General features: G+C 65.8%; 13 protein-coding genes and 2 pseudogenes. 7 read left to right on the forward strand and 8 right to left on the reverse strand.

From position 1 onward, the window contains the following. Positions 1-32: 32 nt before the first annotated feature. A complete protein-coding gene (locus tag ACFTZB_RS12565) occupies positions 33-440 on the reverse strand; it encodes a hypothetical protein (RefSeq protein ID WP_378431943.1) in 408 nt (135 codons plus the stop codon). A 216-nt stretch (positions 441-656) separates the two neighbouring features. Between ACFTZB_RS12565 and ACFTZB_RS12570 the strand changes: the two genes are divergently transcribed. After that, positions 657-1,586 carry a LysR family transcriptional regulator gene (locus ACFTZB_RS12570; RefSeq protein ID WP_378431944.1) on the forward strand — a complete coding sequence of 310 codons (930 nt, stop codon included), beginning with the start codon at positions 657-659 and terminating at the stop codon, positions 1,584-1,586. 1,255 nt (positions 1,587-2,841) lie between these two features. On the opposite strand, the gene ACFTZB_RS12575 is transcribed toward ACFTZB_RS12570, so the two are convergent. The 4 genes from ACFTZB_RS12575 to ACFTZB_RS12590 form a co-directional block, all read right to left on the reverse strand. Further along, the gene (locus ACFTZB_RS12575; protein WP_378431945.1) at positions 2,842-4,488 is read right to left on the reverse strand and encodes a flavin-containing monooxygenase; all 1,647 of its coding nucleotides are present in this window, start codon (positions 4,486-4,488) and stop codon (positions 2,842-2,844) included. A gap of 151 nt (positions 4,489-4,639) precedes the next feature. Next, a complete protein-coding gene (locus tag ACFTZB_RS12580; protein ID WP_378431946.1) occupies positions 4,640-5,785 on the reverse strand; it encodes an acyl-CoA dehydrogenase family protein in 1,146 nt (381 codons plus the stop codon). A 150-nt stretch (positions 5,786-5,935) separates the two neighbouring features. Then, positions 5,936-7,723, reverse strand: coding sequence for a sigma-54-dependent Fis family transcriptional regulator (locus tag ACFTZB_RS12585; protein ID WP_378431947.1), 1,788 nt, complete (start codon positions 7,721-7,723; stop codon positions 5,936-5,938). An 84-nt stretch (positions 7,724-7,807) separates the two neighbouring features. After that, the gene (locus ACFTZB_RS12590; RefSeq protein ID WP_378431949.1) at positions 7,808-9,388 is read right to left on the reverse strand and encodes a long-chain fatty acid--CoA ligase; all 1,581 of its coding nucleotides are present in this window, start codon (positions 9,386-9,388) and stop codon (positions 7,808-7,810) included. Between the two features lie 235 nt (positions 9,389-9,623). On the opposite strand from ACFTZB_RS12590, the gene ACFTZB_RS12595 reads away from it, so the two are divergent. The 6 genes and pseudogenes from ACFTZB_RS12595 to ACFTZB_RS12620 all read left to right on the forward strand — a co-directional run bounded on the left by ACFTZB_RS12595 (position 9,624) and on the right by ACFTZB_RS12620 (position 15,091). Continuing rightward, positions 9,624-10,523, forward strand: a complete 900-nt coding sequence (locus tag ACFTZB_RS12595; protein ID WP_378431950.1) for an SMP-30/gluconolactonase/LRE family protein — start codon at positions 9,624-9,626, stop codon at positions 10,521-10,523. Between the two features lie 2 nt (positions 10,524-10,525). Next, entirely contained in the window at positions 10,526-11,500 is a 975-nt protein-coding gene (locus ACFTZB_RS12600) for an NAD(P)H-dependent flavin oxidoreductase (protein WP_378431951.1), read from the forward strand. 19 nt (positions 11,501-11,519) lie between these two features. Then, the gene (locus ACFTZB_RS12605) at positions 11,520-12,404 is read left to right on the forward strand and encodes a crotonase/enoyl-CoA hydratase family protein (protein WP_276142459.1); all 885 of its coding nucleotides are present in this window, start codon (positions 11,520-11,522) and stop codon (positions 12,402-12,404) included. A 134-nt stretch (positions 12,405-12,538) separates the two neighbouring features. Next, positions 12,539-13,111, forward strand: a pseudogene (locus tag ACFTZB_RS12610) (transposase); the annotation flags it as partial. Positions 13,112-13,201: 90 nt separating this feature from the next. Further along, positions 13,202-14,299, forward strand: coding sequence for an IS110 family transposase (locus ACFTZB_RS12615; protein WP_378431952.1), 1,098 nt, complete (start codon positions 13,202-13,204; stop codon positions 14,297-14,299). 486 nt (positions 14,300-14,785) lie between these two features. Next, the gene (locus ACFTZB_RS12620) at positions 14,786-15,091 is read left to right on the forward strand and encodes a hypothetical protein (RefSeq protein ID WP_378431958.1); all 306 of its coding nucleotides are present in this window, start codon (positions 14,786-14,788) and stop codon (positions 15,089-15,091) included. Between the two features lie 558 nt (positions 15,092-15,649). Here ACFTZB_RS12620 and ACFTZB_RS12625 read toward each other — a convergent pair. The 3 genes and pseudogenes from ACFTZB_RS12625 to ACFTZB_RS12635 all read right to left on the reverse strand — a co-directional run. Beyond that, positions 15,650-17,108: pseudogene (locus ACFTZB_RS12625) on the reverse strand (Mu transposase C-terminal domain-containing protein); the annotation flags it as partial. Between the two features lie 570 nt (positions 17,109-17,678). Next, entirely contained in the window at positions 17,679-18,860 is a 1,182-nt protein-coding gene (locus ACFTZB_RS12630) for a zinc-dependent alcohol dehydrogenase (protein WP_378431953.1), read from the reverse strand. Positions 18,861-19,229: 369 nt separating this feature from the next. Further along, positions 19,230-20,324, reverse strand: coding sequence for a hypothetical protein (locus tag ACFTZB_RS12635; protein WP_378431954.1), 1,095 nt, complete (start codon positions 20,322-20,324; stop codon positions 19,230-19,232). Positions 20,325-20,664 lie beyond the last annotated feature (340 nt).

A 20,664-nucleotide genomic window follows, 5' to 3' on the forward strand; every position in this document is an offset into this window, starting at 1 on the left:
TGTTGTAGTCCTTCGGGTTTCGTGGAAAGGAGTTAGACGGGGACGCCGACGGAGCGCAGGAGTTCGATCTGCCGGGTGACGCAGCGCAGGTTCTGCATGAGCACGAGGATGTCGCCCTCGAGTTTCATGTCGCGCTGGAAGCTGGCGGCCCAGATGCCGTGGTACATCGGGGCCGGTACCGGAACACCGAAGTTGCGCCAGGTGTCTGCGCTCGCGCGGATGGCGAACTGGTAGGGCACGTCGAGGGGCCCCGGATCGACGGCGACGTCGACGACCTGACCGCGGCTCATCTGCACGACGAAGGTGTGCTCGGCCATGTCGAGCTGGTAGGAGCAGGTGAAGTACTTGCCGTGCGCCTGGACCTCCCGGTCCTGATTACTGGCCTGTGCGAACGAGGTGGCCCAATCGGCCGCGGTCGACACGCGGGTGGTGACGGTCATGGTGTGTTTCCTTCGATCGGTGGAGGTGGGCGAGCCGCAGGTCCGCACTCGCCGCGATGTCGGCGCGGGTTCCACACGAGCTGTGCGGCGCCGGCCGTGCCGGACATGACTCCCATCACACTCGCCGCGACCGGTGCACGTCCAATACCTACCGGCCATCGATCGATAGGCAATGACTACTGGTCTGCAACCGGCCTGCTCATCTAGCCTCGAAGGATGCTCCCCCAGCTCGACCTGCGACTGCTGTCGTACTTCGTCGCCGTCGCGGACGAACTGCACTTCGGCCGCGCCGCCGCCCGACTGCACATCGCCCAACCCTCGCTCAGCGTGCAGATCCGCAAGCTCGAGCACACCCTCGGTGCGGTGCTCTTGTTGCGGAACAGCAGGCACGTGGAGCTCACACCGGCGGGTCAGGTCCTGCTCGAGGAGAGCCGGCGAATGCTGGCCGACGCGGAACGGATCGTCGCGCTCACCCGGGACGCCGCGCACGGATCCAGCACCCGCAAGCTGGTCGTGGGATTCCAGGCCAACGCCGCGGCAGAACTGACGCCGCAGATCCTGGGCGCGTTCCAATCGCAGTTTCCGGGCGTGCAGGTTCAGATGCAGTCGTTCGACTTCACCGACCCGTACGTCGGGTTGGCCGACGGATCCTCCGATGTCGCGTTCGTCCGCCCGCCTCTGCTGATGCAGGACTGGCTGGGCCTCGAAACCCTGTTCGTCGAGCCGAGAGTGCTGGTGGTGTCGACGAGTTCGCTGCTGGCCGGGCAGCCGCACATCAGCGTCGAGCAGGTGACCGATGAGTTCTTCGTGGCGCGCAAGGCGCCGCAGGAGTGGCGCAACTTCTGGCTCGCGACCGAGTCCCGCCACGGTGAGCCCGTCCGGCTCGGTGCCGAAGTGTCCACGGTGGACGAGTGTTTCGAGGCGATTCTGTCCGAACGCGGAGTGGCCTTCTCGCAGTCCTCGACCCAGCGGTTCTACGGTCGGCCGGGACTGGCGTTCGTCCCCGTCACCGACATTCCTCCCACGTCCCTGTCCATCGCGTGGCGCACCGACGTGGACTCGCAGCCGGTCCGCGACTTCATCGACACCGCCCGAGCGGTCGCCTCGCTCCGCACCGTTCCCCACGCGTGGGCGCCCACCGGGTAACAGTCCGCCGTCTGGGCGCCACCGCATCGGAGACACCGATTTGGCGACAGCGGAAGTAGTTCCATACCGAGCAGGGGCTGCACCAGAACACCTCCTACGGCTACGGAGTCGGCACCACGTGTCGCGCTGCTACTGGTCGTTTGTGGGATTCTGAACGACCCCAAGAGGTGCTGTTATCGCACGATTCAGGCAAATCGCACCTCTTTGACCGAGGCGTCGGTGGTCTACGACCAGATAACAGCACACACGGCCATCGTTACTCCTCACCAGGGAATGGGACACCAAACGGCTCCGAATATTCACATCGGAGTCGGCACCTGAGAACGCTAGAAGAACGTCTGGTGACTCGTGTCCTATTTCACAACACTGGCTGCTCCCTGCAAGATGGCGTACGAAACGGAATCGGATGTGAACGGCGTGTCGTAGCCCAAGAAGGCCCACGATATCGACCTGCACCAATCTTGCCGCTGTTCGTTCGGCTGACCCCGCTGTCACTCGCAGCTCTGCCTGGGAACACCCGTTCCCGGCCGCATCCCTATGTGCCCGGGATCGCGTTTCTCACCGCGGCTGGCCGTCGGCCTCCTCGAAGCGGGTCTCGAGCTGGTGACATCGCCGACGGACCACTCGAGGTCACGGTGCAGGCGCCGATAGGAACGCTACCAGCCACTGTCCACCGGCTGATCCCGCAGATACGCCATCAGTGTCGCGGATCTGCTCGCGCCTGGTGCGCTGTGCTGGATTTGGTGTTCAGGACGCAGGGCGTGCCGAATGGTCGCGCGCAGGTTCCGACGGACGCCGTCCTCTTCTCGAAGTGCGCTAGGAAGGCACGCCGGGTCCCGCATGTCGTCGGCGACATCCCGAACCGGCCCGCCGACAAACTAGTGGAATTGGATCGCTTCCACGACATCGCCGAACTGTTCTTCGATATCGCCGAAGGTGAAGAGCAGGAATGGATTTCTCGCCCTGGACAACCTTCCTCGCCTCCGATGCGCAGTACCTACTCGACGTGGAACCAGGGCGGTCCTCCATCGTCGACTCGTGGTCGAGTCCGTCCGCGACGGCCGGCAGCTCGACTATCGTGTGGTCGCCTTCGGGGACAATCCCCAGAATCTTCCGGAGCGGACCGGTTCGGCATCGGTCCTACATCCGGCAGAGGCCGCGGCGATCGTCGTCGACCCGCCGCGCCCAACGCGCTGTCGGGACGACGCCGCGTGAGCCACGGAGATGCACCGTGACCCACGCGCCCACACTTCGGTCAGTTCGTCTCGAAGGCGGCGTAGCCGTTGGTCTTGATCTCGTCCCACCGCGCGAAGTACTGGGGAACACCGCCGGAGTAGTTGAGCATCTGTGCAGGCTTACCGGGCACGTTCGCGCCCCAGTACCAGGAGCGGGCTTTCGTGAACATCGAGTTGACGAACAGTTCGTCGACGTGTGCACGCCACTGCTTCTCCGATTCTTCGGTGTTCTCGAATCGTGTGATGCCGTTCTCCCGCAGGTGCTGGAGGAACTCGACGACGATCTCACCTTGGTACTCGGCGGAGGTCGGGCCGTTGCAGAAGCCGGATGGACTCTGGGGGCCGTAGAGGAACATCATGTTCGGGAACCCGCGGGTGGACAGGCCCATGCAGGTGTCGACGCCGGACTTCCACTTGTCTTGGATACTCAATCCGTCGACGCCGGTGATGTCGATGGCCATGATGCCGCCGCTGTTGTTGTCGAAACCCGTGGCCAGTACGAGCAGGTCGCATTCGATGACGCCGTCGTCGGTCTCGATCCCGTGGGGCAGCACCCGGCGGATCGGGGTGAGGTTGGAGTCGATGACCTCGACGTTGCTCTGGTTGATGACGTCGAAGTAGTCCTGCTCGAGGGAGGGGCGCTTGACGCCATAGGGGTGCGGCGGTGTCTCGGGCGCCACGATCGCGGCCTTCTTCGGATCGGTGACCCGCTCGAGGACCTTGTTGCGCCAGAAGTCGTAGAACGTGCGGTTGGCGTCCTCGTCGACGAGGATGTCCTGGAAGGTTCCGAGCCACATCTCGAAACCACCCTCTGCCCACATCTTCTCGTAGATCGCGTCGCGTTCCTCCCTGCTCAGGTCGGCGGCGTTCTGCGGCAGAAAGTCGAAGTCGAATCCGGCAAAGGCCTTGGAACGTGCCTCGAATCGCTCGGGCAGTCCCTTCCGGAACTGTTCGTTGTCGTCGTGCGTGAGTGCGCGTTGTTGCATGGGAATCGCCAGGTTCGGGGTGCGTTGGAACACCGTGACGTGTTCGGCGACGTGACCGGCTTCCTGGACGACCTGCACGCCACTGGACCCGGTGCCCATGACGACGACCTTGCGGCCCGTCATGTCGACGCCCTCCTGCGGCCAGCGAGCGGTGTGGTAGCAGTCGCCGGCGAACGAGTCGAGCCCCTCGATGTTCGGATACAGCGGCTTGGCACCGAATCCGGTCGCGACGATCACCTGACGCGCCTTCTGCACCTTGCCGTCCGCGGACCGCGCGGTCCACTGCCGGGTCTCCTCGTCCCATGTGCAGGACTCGGCGAAGGTGTCGAACACGACGTCGCGGGTGAGATCTAGTTGTGCGTCGACGTATTCGAAGTAATTTCGGACTCCGTCGTGCCCTGGATACAGTTCAGCGAAGTCGTACTTCTTCCACAGGTCTTTGTGCGAGAACTGGTAGATCTGCCCGGTGCTGTCGGTGCGTGCGCCGGGATAGCAGTTCCACCACCAGATTCCGCCGAGGCCGCCAGCGGCGTCCCAGACCTTGGCGGTGAAGCCGAGGTCGCGAATCCGGTCCAGCGCATACAGGCCGGAGAAGCCTCCCCCGATGATCAGGACGTCGAGCACGTCGTTGTTCGAGTGTTTGCCGGTGCGGGTGGCCGTGTCGGCCTGGGATGCCGTCATGTCGTTCCTCCTCGAGATTTCCCGGGACGTGTATTCCCGCCCGGACACGTAAGACGGTAGAAGCGATCGTGTGATGTGAAGTGTCCGAAATCGAATCACGGACACACGCCAGGTTGCATCCACATATTCAGTGCCAGAACGTTATCCGGGTTCAGAATCCGAGATCGCGGCCGATCAGTTCCTTCATGATCTCGTTCGAACCCGCCCAGATCCTTGAGACGCGCGCATCCCGCCACGCCCGCGCCACCCGGTACTCGTTCATGTAGCCGTAGCCACCGTGCAGCTGCACGCAGTGGTCGATCACCCGGTTCTGCACGTCGGCGGTCCACCACTTCGCCTTCGCCGCATCGACGGAGGTGAGCTCGCCGGCCACGTGCGCCGCGACGCACCGATCGACATACGCCTGCGTGACCTCGATCTGGGTCACCAGGTCGGCGATCAGGAACTTGTTGTGCTGGAAGGTTCCAATCGATTGGCCGAACGCCTTTCTCTCCCGGCAGTAGTCGACGGTCTCGACGAGGATCTGCGCAGCATGTGCGAGGTTGGAGACGGCACATCCCAATCGTTCCTGGGGTAGGAACGACATCATGTGAATGAACCCGCGATCGAGCTCACCGATCAGGTGGGCGTCGGTGGCCCGCACGTTGTCGAGGAACAATTCTGCGGTGTCCGCTTCGTCCTGGCCGACCTTGTCGAGTTTACGGCCACGCTCGAATCCGGGCAGGGACGTCTCGACGCCGAAGAGAGTGATGCCCTTGGCCTTCCTCTCCGGCGAGGTCCGCGCCGCGATCACCACCAGATCCGCCGAATACCCATTGGTGATGAACGTCTTCGCACCCGAGAGCAACCAGCCGTCGCCGTCGCGAACGGCAGTGGTCTTGAGCGCAGCCAGGTCCGAACCTCCGCCGGGCTCGGTCATGCCGATTGCAGTGAGCACCTCACCCGAGCACACTCCCGGCAGCCACCGAGCCTTCTGCTCGTCGGTGGTCAGCTGCACCAGATATGGTGCCACGACGTCACAGTGGATACTGACACTCGACGCCAGAGCTGCGTTGACCTTGGCCAACTCCTCGATGATCACCGCGTTGAAGCGGTAGTCGCGGGCGGCGCCACCTGTGTACTCGGCCGGGACTTCGAGACCGAGCAGATCGTGTTTGCCGGCTTCGAGCCAGAAGTCCCGGGGCAGCGCTTTATCGGCCCGGACGTCCTCGGCGCGCGGTTCGAAATACCGCACCAGGAACTGACGGACGGAGTCCCGGTAGGCCTCGTGGTCGTCGCCGTAGACCGTGCGTTTCATCGTTGATCATCCCTTCGGGTCGGTCCGACGTCACCGCCTGATGGGGTGGCGCGAGGAGCCGGGTAACCGAGGGTCGCCCGTCCTGCGCCCATCGTGTCCGCTCCGAGCCGGACGGGGATGTCCCGATATGCGACAGGGGCTTTCGGGAGGTCAGGATCCGAAGCGTTCGTTCTCCAGGCCGAGCGCGCGGATCTTGCGGTACAGCGTCGACCGGGCGACCCCGAGCCGATCCGCGGCGAGGGACTTGTTGCCGTCGGCTTCGTCGAGGGCACGCACGATCGTTTCCCGCTCGCTGCGTTCGAGGGAGGTGAGCTGTCGACCCGACCCGAGTGCGCGATAGTCGTCAGGGAGGTGCTCGAGTCTGATGTCGAACCCCATCGACCTCGAGACAGCCGTCGACAGCACCGCATCGAGCTCGCGGACGTTGCCCGGCCAGTGGTGGGCGATCAGCGCTCGATGCGCGGCCGGCTGCAGTTGCGGCGTGGGACGCGCTGGGAGCTGGGCGGTGAGGAGCTCCCGCGCGAGGTCGTCGAGGTCCTCGATCCGCTGCCGCAATGGCAGCACGGACACGCTCCGGCGCACGTGGGTGTGGAGCTGGTGGCCACCGGCCGGTGCGGTCGCGGTCGCAGTCGCAGTCGCGACCAGCGGCGCGGCCATCTCGGCGGCGGCGTCCAGCAGCCGGCGCGTGGGAGCGACCGCGTCGCCCGGTACCTCGTCCACGTGCTCGACGATCCACGGGGCATTGTTCGACAGGCGTGCGCGCAGGTCCGCGACAGCGGTCGGAGTCAACGTGGAACCGTCGATCACGAGGACCTCGCCACCGTGCTCCCACCGCTGCTGGATGTGCCGGGCGACATGCGACTTGCCGACCCCGGACTCGCCGGTCACCAGGACCGGACCCACCGTGCCCGCGATCTCGTCGATGCGGCTTTGCAGCCGGTACGTGGCCAGACTACGGCCGACGATCCGGCCCACGGGCTCGACGGAAGGACCCCGATGCGACGCGGGAGCTACGGCCGTCCGAGGTCGGGAGCGCGCGGAGGAAGCCATCGGACGCAGTTCGAGGATCGCACTGAGCGAATCTCCCGATTCGCTGATCCGACGGGCATGAACCCGCACGTCGATGCCCTCGGCGAAGCCTAGTGGGCCCTCCCATTCCTGCCTGGTGCCCAGGTGGCTGCTGATCCAGTCCCAGATCATCATCTGGTCGGTCGAGTCCATCAGCCGCGACGTCGGAGTCGCGATCACCGTGTCGCGGCTCATCGCCACCACCGCGGCGTTGCCGCGGCGCTTGCTGCGCATGTATTCGCGCAGCAGAACCTGCTCGCTTCTCGCGGACTGAGCGAAGAGCCGCTCTTCGACGTCCCGGACAGCGGAGAGGATCAGCGGGGCCATCAGGTCGCTGACCTGGTCGATGTTGCACGTGATGTCGAGGATGCCCGTCACCGTGCGTGAGACCGGGTCGACGATCGGCGAGCCGACGCACGCCAGCGACTGCAGGGACTCGAGCATGTGCTCGTCGCCGCGCACCCGGAAGGCTTTGCGTTCCTCGAGCGCGGTGCCGATGCCGTTGGTACCCGCGTACTGTTCGGAGAACATGAAACCCGGCGCGACCTGGGCGCGGTCGAGACGCCCGAGCAGGGACCTCAGTCCCGTGCGCCGGTCGACGATGGTGGCGTCCTGATCGGCCAACAGAATCGTCACCGGCACATCCGCGAGCTGCTCGGCCAACCGATCCACCACGGGGCGGGCGGCACGGACGAGCTTCGAGTCGGTGCGGGTGTCGTCGACGAACCGCAACCGAGAGCCATCCGCCGCCGCCCCGATCGCACGGCATCGGCGCCACGACTGCTCGATCTCCGGCCGCAACCCCAATGGAGCACCCTCGTGCGCGTCGATGTCACGATCGTCCACCCGCGCGCGGATCCGGTCGCTCACCACACATCACCACCTCGGAACATCTCGCAGCCAGTACACCCATTATGTAACCGAGGTCACACCGGCTGTGAGTGTCCCAGAACGCTACATCTCGACGCCCGCGCGCCACCGCTGCCGCATCCGCGTCTTGTCGAGCTTGCCCACAGACGTCTTGGGGACCTCGTCCACCCGCACGAACGTGTCCGGAAGCCAGAATTTCGGCAGGGTCGCCGCCAGATGCGCCCGCAGTCCGTCGTCGGAGACGTCGTCGGTCAGCCGGACCCACGCGACGGGGCGTTCCTGCCACGTCTCGTGCGGCACCGCGATGACAGCGGCCTCGAGCACGGCCGGATGCAGCAGCAGCGTGTTCTCCACCTCGACGGAGGAGATCCACTCCCCGCCGCTCTTGATGAGGTCCTTGACCCGATCGCGGATCTCGACCTGACCGTCGGGGTGGATCACCGCGACGTCGCCGGTCCGCAACCAACCGTCGTCGAACGCGTCGCCGGTACGGTCGTCGGCGAGGTAGGTGCCGGTCACCCACGGTGAGCGAGCTTCGAGCTCACCGGTGGTGAACCCGTTCCACGGTAGACTTCGCCCCTCCTCGTCGACGATGCGCACCTGGAACAGCGGCAGGGGCCGCCCCTGGCTCGCCGGGACGTGACTGAAGGTCCCCATCGGCGAGGTCTCGGTCATACCCCACCCGTTGACGGTCGAGACTCCGTGCGCGGCCCACCAGTTCACCAGCCCCGACGGCGGTACCTGACCGCCCAGCCACAGGGTGTGCACGCTCCCGAGGTCGTAGTGGGCGGGATCGGCGTCGAACCGCTCGCGCATGAGCGCGGCAACGGCCGGTGCGCCGACGACCACGTCCGGGGTCTGCTCCGTCGTGATCCGCAGCAGCTCGGCCGGCGAGGGGTGCGGCCCGGGAAGGACGAGGCGGGCGCCCTGCAGGACCCCCGCGTGTGGAACACCCCAGCTGTGGACGTGGGACATCTGCGTGGCCAGCAGATACGAGCGTGACCCGTCGATCGCGACACCACCGGACGCACTGATCGCCAGGGCATGCAGCACGGTGCTGCGGTGGCTGTACACCACCCCCTTGGGCAACCCGGTGGTACCGGAGGTGAAGCAGATCGACGCCGCGGTGGTCTCGTCGAACTCCGGAAACTCCTCGATCGGTACGGCATCGTGCAGGAGCCGATCGAACGACCACCACGTCACCGTCGCAGACACTGGGCGATCGAGGCCGTCGAGAGTGCCGAAGACGACCACGTGCCGGATGCGCGGCAGGCGCGGGAGGACTTCGGTGAGCACGGGCAGCAGGTCGGCGTCGATCAGAACCACCTCGTCCTCGGCCTTGTCCATCGTGTAGGCGATGTGGTCGGGCGAGACCCGGTGGTTGACGGTGTGCAGGATCGCCCCGGACGCCGGAACGGCATAGTAGGCAACGAGGTGTTCGAAGGTGTTCCACGCCAGCGTGGCAACTCTCGTTCCGAACCGGATTCCCAGGTCGTCGAAGGCACCGGCGAACCGGCGGCTGGCCGCGCCGAGATCGCGATAGGTGAACTCCCGGTCGCCGCGGCCGGCGTCGCATGAAACCCCGACCCGGTCGGCGAAGACGTTCTCGGCGTGCCACAGCAATGAGCTGATCAGCAGTGGACGATCCATCATTGTGGTGAGCATGGCGGTATTCCTCCGGATCCGGTGGATGAGCGTGCGACCAGCGTCCATGCCGAACCGGCTCGCAGACCGTCCGAATTCGCGACAGCACCCCGATCCACACGCCGCTCTGCAACGCACTGTTGCGTTGTGGGACACCCGCACCACAGCGCACGTCGCGACACTGGGCTCACACCACCCGTACGGGTCGATCGACCTTCGGCGGAGGGCACGAGAACCCAGGAAAGAAGGTACCGACATGTCCGATCGTCAGCTCACCGAGATCGCGGCGGGCTTCACCTACACCGAGGGACCCCGCTGGCATGAGGGCCGGCTGTGGTTCGTGGACTTCTACACCCACTCGGTCAACGTCGTGGATGCCGACGGGTCCGTCGAACAGGTCTGCACTGTCGAGCATCAGCCCTCTGGTCTCGGCTGGCTTCCCGACGGACGCATGCTCGTCGTCTCGATGAAGGACCGCAAGATCCTCCGCAGAGAACCCGACGGCTCGCTCGTCGAGCACGCCGACATCTCCGAGCACTGCCGCGGATACGCCAACGACATGGTGGTCGCCGCGAACGGGCAGGCGTACGTCGGCGAATTCGGGTTCGACCTCATGGGCGGCGCCGACCACGAGCACGGCGTCGTCGTCCTCGTCGACACCGACGGCGCCTCCCGCGTGGTCGCCGACGGGCTGTCCTTTCCGAACGGCATGTGCATCTCCCCGGACGGAAAGACCCTGTACGTCAACGAACTGTTCGGCAACCGAGTCTCCCAATTCGGCATTGCGAGCGACGGAACACTAGGTGCCCGAGGGGATTTCGCCTCGTTAGGGGACCTCGGTGACGAACCGAACGTGGAGAAGCGGCTCGCGGCATGCACTATCGCCCCCGACGGTCAGGCCCTCGACGCCGAAGGCGCGGTGTGGATCGCCGACTGCGTCAACCAACGTGCCGTCCGATTGGGTGAGGGCGGGGCCGTCCTCGACGAGGTGAGCACCGCGCCGCTCGGCGTGTTCGCGGTCGCCCTCGGCGGAGACGACGGGCGCACCCTGTTCCTGTCGGTCGCACCGGATTTCGACGAGGCGAAGCGCAGCGCCGCACGGGAGGCCAAGGTTCTCTCGACGACGGTCGACGTTCCTCATGCCGGGAGGCCGTGACGATGCTGAATACACGTTTCACCGAGATTTTCGGTGTCGAGCATCCGGTGGTGTGCGGCGGCATGACCGGCGTGGGCACCGCGGAGCTGATCTCCGCCGTCGCCGAGGCCGGCGGGCTGGGCTTTCTCACCGCGCTCACTCAGCCCACCCCCGACGCGCTCGCAGCCGAGATCGCCCGATGCCGGGACAGGACCGACAAACCGTTCGGCGTCAACCTCACCATTCTCCCGACGGTCACTCCCGTCCCGTACGACGAATACCGTGCCGCGATCATCGACAGCGGCATCACCATCGTGGAGACCGCCGGCAGCAATCCCCGCGAGCATGTCGCCGCGTTCAAGGCCGCAGGGATCAAGGTCATCCACAAGGCCGTAGCCGTCCGACACGCCGTGAAAGCGCAGTCGATGGGCGTCGACGCGGTGAGCATCGACGGGTTCGAGTGCGCCGGCCACCCCGGCAACGAGGACATCCCCGGCCTCATCCTCATCCCCGCCGCGGCCCGCGTACTCGACATCCCGATCATCGCCAGCGGCGGATTCGCCACCGGAGACGGGCTGGCCGCAGCACTCGCCCTCGGGGCATCCGCGATCAACATGGGCACCCGATTCGTCGCGAGCGACGAAGCCCCGGTGCATCCGAACGTCAAGGCCCAGATCGTCGCCAACGACGAACGCCAGACCATCCTGGTGTTCCGGGAGTTCCGCAACACCGCTCGTGTGGCCCGGAACGCGATCTCCGAGGAGATCGCAGCCCTCTCGGCCCGGCCAGGCGCAGAGTTCGCCGATGTCGCACACCTCGCATCCGGGGCACGCGGCCGCACCGAGGTACTGCAGAAGGGCGACATGGACGCCGGAATGTGGTGGGCGGGCCAGTCCCAGGGCCTCATCGACGCCGTCCTGCCCTGCAAGGCCATCATCTCGGACATCGTGAGCGATGCGGACACCGCCATCCGCAAGCTCGCCGCCGACCTCACCTGACATGCAGGCAGGAGCAGCCATGAAATACACGACCATCCGCCACGAGATCGAGGACGGTATCCTCACCATCGTCCTCGATCGTCCCGACCATCTCAACGCGTTCACCGTCGAGATGGCCGACGAACTCGAGCACACCTTCGTGTCGGTGAACGACGACGATGCGGTTCGGGCCGTGATCGTCACCGGTGAGGGACGCGCGTTCTGCGCCGGCATGGACCTGTCGAGCGAAGGAAACGTGTTCGGCCTCGACGAATCGAAGACGCCGACCCTCGCCGACATGCACGATCTCGACGATCCGGGGCTGCGCCGGATCCGCGATACCGGTGGCCGTGTCACCCTTGCGATCCACGCCTGCCGGAAACCGGTGATCGCCGCGATCAACGGTGCGGCCGTCGGGATCGGCGCGACCATGACGTTGGCGATGGACGCGCGTCTGTTGTCGAACAGGGCGCGGTTCGGGCTGGTGTTCGGCAAGCTCGGGATCGTGCCGGAAGCGTGCTCGACCTGGTTCCTGCCCCGGCTCATCGGCCTGCCCGCAGCACTGGATCTGGTGTACCGGGCAGAGATCCTCGATGCCGACTCCGCCCACGACGCCGGGCTGGCACAGGCCATCCACGAACCCGACACATTGCTCGGTGAAGCACGGGCCCTGGCGGACGCATGGACACGCGACCGGTCCCCGGTATCGGTCGCACTCATGCGCCAGATGCTCCTGCGCAATTCCGCAGCGCCGCACCCGGTAGAAGCTCATCGCGTCGATTCCCTGGCCATGTTCTACACCAGCATCGCCGACGGGGCCGACGGCGTGCGCGCCTTCCTCGACAAGCGCCCACCCCGCTTCCGCGGAAAGGCATCCGAGATGCCGCCGTTCTACCGGGAGTGGGTCGATACCCCAGTCCCGTGAACACCCCACACTGGCCAGCCGGACGGTGTGGATGATGCGGTCGTAACGTTATGGATGCACGCGGGCATCGCAACATCGGATGTCCTCTGTTGCCACGGCGAAGCACCTCAGTGTGCTGCGCGGGCTCAACACCCGGGCCCGCGCTCGAACAGTTCCTCGGCACCGGTGCCGGCCTGTCGGCCAGCCCGATCACCCGCCTCACCGCTCAGTGGCAGGACGAGGCGAACGCCTTCGCCCGGCGGGATCTCTCGCAGGCGGATTACGTCTACCTCTGGGTCGATGGTATCCACCTGAAAGTGCGGCTCGAGCAGGAGAAACTCTGCCTGCTGGTGGGGGGTCCCTCCCTGCACGGAGCGCTTGGGGGAATGATCGGGGTCCGCGCCGACGGCCGCAAGGAGCTCGTCGCCCTCTCCGACGGGTACCGGGAATCGACCGAGTCGTGGGCGGATCTGTTGCGGGACTGCTGGCGGCGCGGGATGCGGGCCCCGGTGCTGGCGGTCGGGGACGGTGCCTTGGGGTTCTGGCGGGCCCTGCGCGAGGTGTTCCCGGAGACGCGGGAACAGCGCTGCTGGTTCCACAAGCAACCGAATGTTCTTTCTGCGCTACCGAAGTCGGCGTATCCTGGTGCGTTGGCGGCGATGAAGGAGATCTACCTCGCCGAGGACATCGACAAGGCGCAGGTGGCGATCAAGGCATTCGAGATCGATTAGACGGTATGGAGGTAATGGCTGGGGCCTCGCGCCACATGTGATCGTGGGTTGCCGACAGGAAGCCGGTCCTGGCCGGTAGAGCCACAGATGTGGGAGGCCCCAGCAATGAATCAGCGTACGAGTGTTGGGTTGGATGTGCACGCGCGGTCGGTGGTCGCGTGTGGACTCGATGGTGAGACTGGCGAGCTGTTCGAGCGGCGGTTGACGCCGGATCGCCACGAAATTCTCGATTGGATACGTACCTTGCCCGAGCCGGTTTCGGTGACTTACGAGGCTGGGCCGACCGGGTTCGGGTTGGCGCGGTTCCTGCTGGCGGCGGGGATCGAGTGCCTGGTCGCGGCGCCGTCGAAACTGCAACGCCCCGCCGGGGACCGAGTCAAGACCGATAAGCGAGACGCACGGCATCTGGCTCGTCTGCTGCATCTCGGTCAGATCGTGGCGGTAACGATCCCCGATGTCGAGCAGGAGGCCGCGAGAGATCTGGTCCGGGCGCGGGAGGACGTGCGCCGCGATCTGATGTCCGCTCGCCATCGTGTATCGAAACTGCTACTGCGACAGGGAATCGTCTACTACGAGGGCAAGGCCTGGACGAGGGTGCACGACACCTGGCTGCGTCGGCAGAGGTTCGAGGTGCCGGGATTGCAGCTCGCCTACGACACCGCCTACGACACCATGATTGCGGCCGTGGATCGTCGCGACCGCCTGGATGCCGCGATCGCCGAGATGGCCGCTACAAGTATCTACACCCCGGTGGTGACCCGGCTCGGGTGCCTGCGCGGGGTCGCGGCGCTGACCGCGTTCGCGTTGGCCGTCGAGATCGGCGACTGGCAGCGGCTCACCGGCCGCTCGATCGGCGCCTACCTGGGGCTGGTGCCCACCGAATCATCGTCGGGCGCGACGCGGTCACAGGGAGCGATCACCAAGACCGGCAACGGGCACGCACGCCGGCTGCTGATCGAGGCCGCCTGGCAACACCGTCGTCCGTATCGTCCCGGGGTGGCTCTGCGGCGGCGCTGGGACAAGGCCGGCCCGGCGGCCCGGGCCCGCGGTCAGCAGGGTAACCGGCGCCTGCACGCCCGGTGGAACGGCTTCGAGCAGCGGCACAAGCGACCTGCGGTTGCCAACACCGCGATCGCCCGGGAACTCGCCGGCTGGTGCTGGTCACTGGCCGTCCTCGACGACTGAGGCGGGCGGACGCCAGGAGCATTCCTCGGTGCCCTGATCCTGATCGTCGCTCGCCGGGGGGCGGCAAGGTCGGTTCTCCTCGCTGCGCTGCGGGGACTCCACCTTGCCTCTCCGACTCGTGACGATCCGACAGGCCCGGGACCGGAGGAATTCCCGAGGCGCCCGACAGATGTCCGGACGACCCTCCGCGGTGGTGACGGCAGCGCCTGGGAGTGACCCGCGAGCGCCCTATGAGCAATCCTCAACTGTGCGTTGGGATCACGCTCGCCATTAGACCCGCGAACCACTCCAGCCGAACAGTCCGTCCTGCGGTAACCAACCCGCGTATATCAGAGTGACCGCGCGTCGATACAGACACGCTCGCCACCACCTCCCGGTCATTCGGTCAAAATGAAGCGGCGTCCGCGACGACGGTCATGGGCGCCGCTTCTCCCTGCCCTCTTGACAAAGTCGGTTCCATATCAGGGCGCGAAGTACCCGAAGGCGGTGAAGAAGATCACCGACGACGCCGACGTGCTGCTCGAGTTTTTCCGGTATCCGGCCGAGCACTGGATACATCGACGCACCACCAATCCCATAGCCCGGACGCAGATGCAACCCGCACACGTTGGAGCTAATCGAGTTGAGGTTCGAAGCACCGGCCCCGGGCTTGTACCCAGCCCGGAGCGGGACCCCAACACGAATAGCAGCTTCTTCGAGGGCCGGCAGCCAACCGACGAGCTGAAGATTCAGACACGTTCGCGAGAATTGCGCACTGACACGACTTCGAGAACCGAAAACTCGGAGAAGTGACACGTGAGCCAAGAACGAACCCACACTGCCTCCGGCCTTCTCACCCACCACGATGCCTGGCCAACGGAGTGGATTGATGGTCCTGTGCCCAGGTCACGCCACGGTCCGCCTCATCTTCGCGGCGGATTCACTGCACGTGCCTCGGACACTCCGACGATCCCTCGGATCGCACTTTCGCGCACCATCGGACGCGCCTCGACCCGGCTGATCCAGCAGTCCGACCAGGGATGTACCGGTGGAATGGTTACTTCACACTGGTGCGCCGAGTTGCGCAGGTGTTGTCCGGTGGTGCCGATGCCCCCAGAGAGCAGATGCTGGTTGGTGTCGGTTCCGCGCAATTGCGCAATGGCACGTGCCGCCTTGAACAGTGGGCGCACCGAGATAGGGATCGGGTGCACAGTTGGATGCCGAAAGTGGCGGCGACCGACGAGACCGCTCAGCACGATCGCGTCGGCATCGATGGTCAGGGCACTGACCGGAATGGACGCCAGGTGCGGTGCGGGGCTGCCAGTGCACAGCAATGCAGCAAGCGCGGCGGCATGTGGCGCCGGGGTTCCGGGGCAGCACCCACCCGCGCGGTGGTGGGCTCAGTGGGAGCAGGCCCGGCCGCGCCCACCGGAGAAGGTCGGAGTCCTGGGCCTCGGCGAGTTCGGTTTCCGCCTCGGCGACGGTCATCGCCTCCAATCGCTTGGCCGGAGCCGGGACCGTCGTCGCCGCGTACCGCGTTCGCCGGGCGCGCTCAGCGGCCGTCAGATCAGCGCGCAACTGGCGGGCTTTGCGGGCCCGGGTGCGGCGCACTGCCGCGATTGTTTGCTCTGTTGCCTGGTCGACCAACTCCGCCGTACCCAGATGAACGTTGGTGCGAGCGTCGAACACCTCGACCTCCTGGTCGTGATGGGGCATATATCGCAACCGAACGCTGGTACCGACCAAGCCCGTCATCCACTCGGCGACGTAGAACCTGCCACGGCCGAACCCGATGCCCTTATTGGTGATCTTGCGTTGTCGGCGGTGGTCTTCGAGGGTGAACATCCACAGCGTGGCATCGTCGACATCCGTGATCGGCGTAGGGTCGGCTTCCCACGACTGCAGGGATGTCCGATCCCCCAGTTCGGCAATCGTGTGCTCGCAGTTCCACCAGTTCACCCAGGCCAACACCTCGGCCACAAACGCCTCGAACGTCAGCGCTGGCTGGTCGGGATCCACAGGTGCGCCGTTGATTCCCGTCTGGCGATGGGTGTATCGGGGAAGGCCCACGAACAGTATCCGCTCGACGGCGCCATTGATCGTCTCCACGGTGCCCTTCAGGTGGGGGGGTGTATCCCGGCAAAGGGACCACCCGGACTGCGAACGCTCCGAAGGCCTCGGTCACGGTCCTTGAGAGGAAGTCTTTGCCCTGGTCGAGTCGTACCTGAGCAGGTAGACCTCCGGCAGGGCCGTATGGTGGACGCCGCAGCACCGCCGCCCGCAGTGCCGCCAGAACACTTTCCCGATTCGGATGCCGCGGAGTGACCGCGGTCCCGAGAATCACATCGTGGCAGGCATCAACGAACCAGGTCACCCACGGCTTCACCAGCCGACCATCGACCTCGACCTGCACCGGCGCCTCGACATGATCGGCCTCCCATGCTGCGTTCCGGAACGAGGCCGGACGCTGGAGAAAGACATCGAATTTCCGGCGATCACGTTCGCCCCCAAGCAGACCCGCGAGATCACCGGGAGTGATGTCCTCTCGTATCGCGCGGTGCAGCGTCGCCGAGCTCGGCGCCGTCGGACCACCAGCTTTTTCCCGCTGTACGAGTTCTCGGTGATGCGCCGAGGCGTTGCCGCGCCAGTATCCCAACCGCACCCGCAGTTGGTCGTCGATACGGAACCGTGAGCGGTCCGCCACCGGAGGAGTCGCGGCGCGCCGAGCCGCCACCCATCGCCACACCGTCCTCTCGGCAACACCCAAGGATGACGCGGTCAACACAACATGCTCGCTGGTTAACTCACCATGCCGATCGAGCTCACCCAAGCGGTCAGCAGCGGCTCCACGAAGCGCCCGCACACCTTCATCGACCACCACACGCCCAGCCCATCAAATCCACCCGACAAATAGCTGGATTACTGACATCGCCATGACGAACCGCTACTGACATTCCGGTGACGACTCACAGCGAAGTGTAGGTTGAGAGTGTGAAGTGACAGGCGGGTTGTCCAATTGAGACTTCCCGCCGGGATGTCAGTGCGGTGAGCTGGCTTTTCCCACTCGTGTCAGTGGATTTTCCCGGTCGATGTCAGTAGGTCCTCGGCCGGAACTTGACCGGGGGTGTGGGCGGACCTGGGACTTTGTGCGAGCAGGATGCGTCTCATGTTCCTGACACCGAAACTGGAAACGCTACTGACATTCCGGTGGGAAGTCTCACCTGAGGCAAGCGCGTCCTCCCTGCCATCAAGTTGAGGCAGATAGCCCGACTACCCGCGTGTTTGAGGCACCACTGGTCCGCGTCGAGCTCATGCCTCAGATCGAACTGCAACGGACAGTCAGTTTCTCAATCTCCTGTCAGTTGCTGCTTGCACCGTTCCTGCTGAGCGAGTGCGTTGTTCAGGGTTTGAGCTGGATCTTGACCGCCCCGTCCTGCTTCTTCTGGAAGATCTCGTAGGCATGGGGCGCCTGTTCGAGGGGGAGCGTGTGAGTGGCGAAGGTGTCCACGCCGAGGGGGTCGTCGTCGCCGAGAAGCGGCATGATGTCGTCCACCCACCTCTTGATGTTGGCCTGACCCATCCGCAGCTGAATCTGCTTGTCGAACAGGGTGAGCATGGGGATCGGGTCGGCCATGCCGCCGTAGACACCGATGATGGAAATCGTTCCGCCGCGGCGAACGATGTCGATCGCCGAATACAGCGCACCGAGACGGTCCACACCCGCCTTCTGCATCAGCGGCGCCGCAACCGCGTCCGGAAGATACCCGACGATCTGCTGGGCGAGCTTGCCGATCGGTGATCCGTGCGCCTCCATTCCGACCGCATCGATCACCGAGTCGGTGCCCCGGCCGTCGGTCGCGTCGCGAATCACGTCGGCGAGATCGCTACCGTGCTCGTCCAGGTCCAGGGTGTCGACGCCCCGGGCCTTGGCGCGAGCGAGGCGTTCGGGGACGTTGTCGACCGCGATGACCCGTGCGCCCTTGTGGTGGGCGATCCGCGCTGCCATGTCTCCGATCGGCCCGAGGCCGAGTACGGTGACCGACCCGCCCACGGGGATGGCGGCGTACTCCACCGACTGCCACGCCGTGGGCAACACATCGGACAGATAGACGAATCGGGAATCCGGCGGCCCCTCGGGAACTTTCATGTGGGTGAACTGGGCTTGGGGAACACGGAGGTACTCGGCCTGTCCTCCCGGAACCTGGCCGTAGAGCTTCGAGAAACCGAACAACGCCGCTCCCATCCCCTGCTCGCGGACCTGCGTCGTCTCACACTGCGTATACAGCTTCAGGTTGCACATGAAACAGCTGCCACACGAGATTTGGAACGGGATCACCACCCGGTCGCCGACCTTCAGGTTTCCCGCCTCCGCGCCGACTTCTTCGACGATTCCCATCGGTTCGTGGCCGAGGACGTCCCCTTCTCCCATGAACGGGCCGAGTGTTTCGTACAGGTGCAGGTCGGACCCGCAAATGTTCGTCGTGGTGACCTTGATGACGGCGTCCGTCGGTTGTTCGATCTTCGGATCGGCGACGGTTTCGACGCTGACCTTCCGTTTGCCTTGCCAGGTGACTGCGCGCACTGGGAACCAAACCTCTCGTCGGTCGATGTGTGGTTCGGGTGCCCGACGGGGGATGCAGGTAAACCGCGCTCGGCATGGTCTTCCGCTGTGCGGGTCGCCCTACGCGATGACGGCCGGGCTGAGGCTTGGCGATAAGTTCGTGAAATCAGGCACCGACACGGCGGTGTGAATCCGCAGTTCGGGACCTTCGAGACCGACCTCGAGCGAACCCGCACGCGGGGGGAAGTGACAGTCCCGCGGGGTGCCGGACGTCAAACCACACACCCGGAACCGGGCGGTCTACCGGTCGAGCACGTGATCTGACACCTGCGCATCTTCGGGACATCCCCGATCACTCACCAGGCCTGGATCGCCATGCTTCGGCCACGTTCATCGCGCCTGGTTCGGCGGTGGTTGCGTCTCCTCGATGCGTTGCCGCTGCCGGACCCCGTACGCCGCCTCCCTGACGGCGGCGTCGTCCTCGAGACCCGACCCGAGCGCCCCACCGATGGTCGCGATGGACGCCAGCAACCAGGCGAGCGTGAGGTAATCAACGAAGGTCACCCCGTGCCCCAGAACACGGGAGAACAGTTCCGGGGGCAGCGTGAGACACGCGGTGAACAGCAGCAGGCCGAACAGGGCCACGTGCAGCACGATCACGCCGATGACCAGGGTGACCACGGTCGCGGTGTTGTACAGCACCGATCGGTCGCGCTCGTCCGGCGACGTCGGCCGCTCCCACAGTTCGTGGTCGAGGATCAGCCAGAGAATCATCGCCACGATCGACAGGACGGTCGCCGCACCCATCCGCCACGGGCCCATCGTGTCGGCGAACAACCAGATCGTGTTGGTGGCCAGCGCGATCGCACCCGTGGCGAAGGCGCCGACGAGGACCTTCGACAGTCCGGTGACCAGCCGCCACGGCCGGTTGGCCCGCACCATCCCCGACAGCAGTCGCAGCCGCCGCAGCCCCGAGGGCGCGAAGTACCGGATACCGCCCGGGATCTGCGCCGACGGAAACCGCCGCGCCGCGCCGGGCCTGAGGTCCGGTTCCCCGAGGACGCGGGCGATCGCGAGTTCGGTGACGGTGCGGACCCGGCGCTCGATGCGCAGACCGCCCACCCCGGCGACGGAGATGAGCGCGAATTTGTGGTCGGCGCTGACGTCGGCCACCACCGGCAGGGTGTCCTCGCGGCGCGGCAGATCGGTGAGGTACACGACGATGTCCTCCGCTTCGGAGGACGGATCGACCGTGTCGATGACATCTGCGAAATCCGCTTGCTCGTCGGGCAGGTACGGCTTGCGGCGCACGCACATCGTCCACCGGCGCTCGCCCCGGTCAGGGCTGCGCAGGCGTTGCGGCAGGGACTCCGCGAGGCGTTCGGCGAGAGCCGCTGGTTCGCCCGGATCCGCGATCAGCAGCACCGAGACCTGCTCACCCGCGGCACCGGGGCGCCCTGCCTGCACGTGCTCGTTCGCCGTCATCGCCTTCGCGTACCCGATCGGTCCGCCCCCCAACCGCAGGCAGTGGGTGCGCGTGCATCACAGCACCGGCCACCGATCTCCGCTGCCAGCCCGGACGCTGAGACGCAGGAGACGCAGAGATACCGCAACTCTGCCGGTCTGGGGCGGGGCGATCCGTTGCCGCACGCACCCGTCCGACACGCACGCCATCCAGGAACGGGAGCACAGTGCCCGGCGACCGCACATACGAACCGGTAGGTTCTCCTCGGTGGCCACCATCCTCGACGACACCAGGACGACCCGGGCGCAGCGGACGGCGGGCCTGGTCGGTCATCACTACCGGGTCACCGACTTCTACGAG

The sequence above is a fragment of the Rhodococcus sp. NPDC057014 genome, assembly GCF_042673295.1.
GTDB lineage: Bacteria > Actinomycetota > Actinomycetes > Mycobacteriales > Mycobacteriaceae > Rhodococcus_F.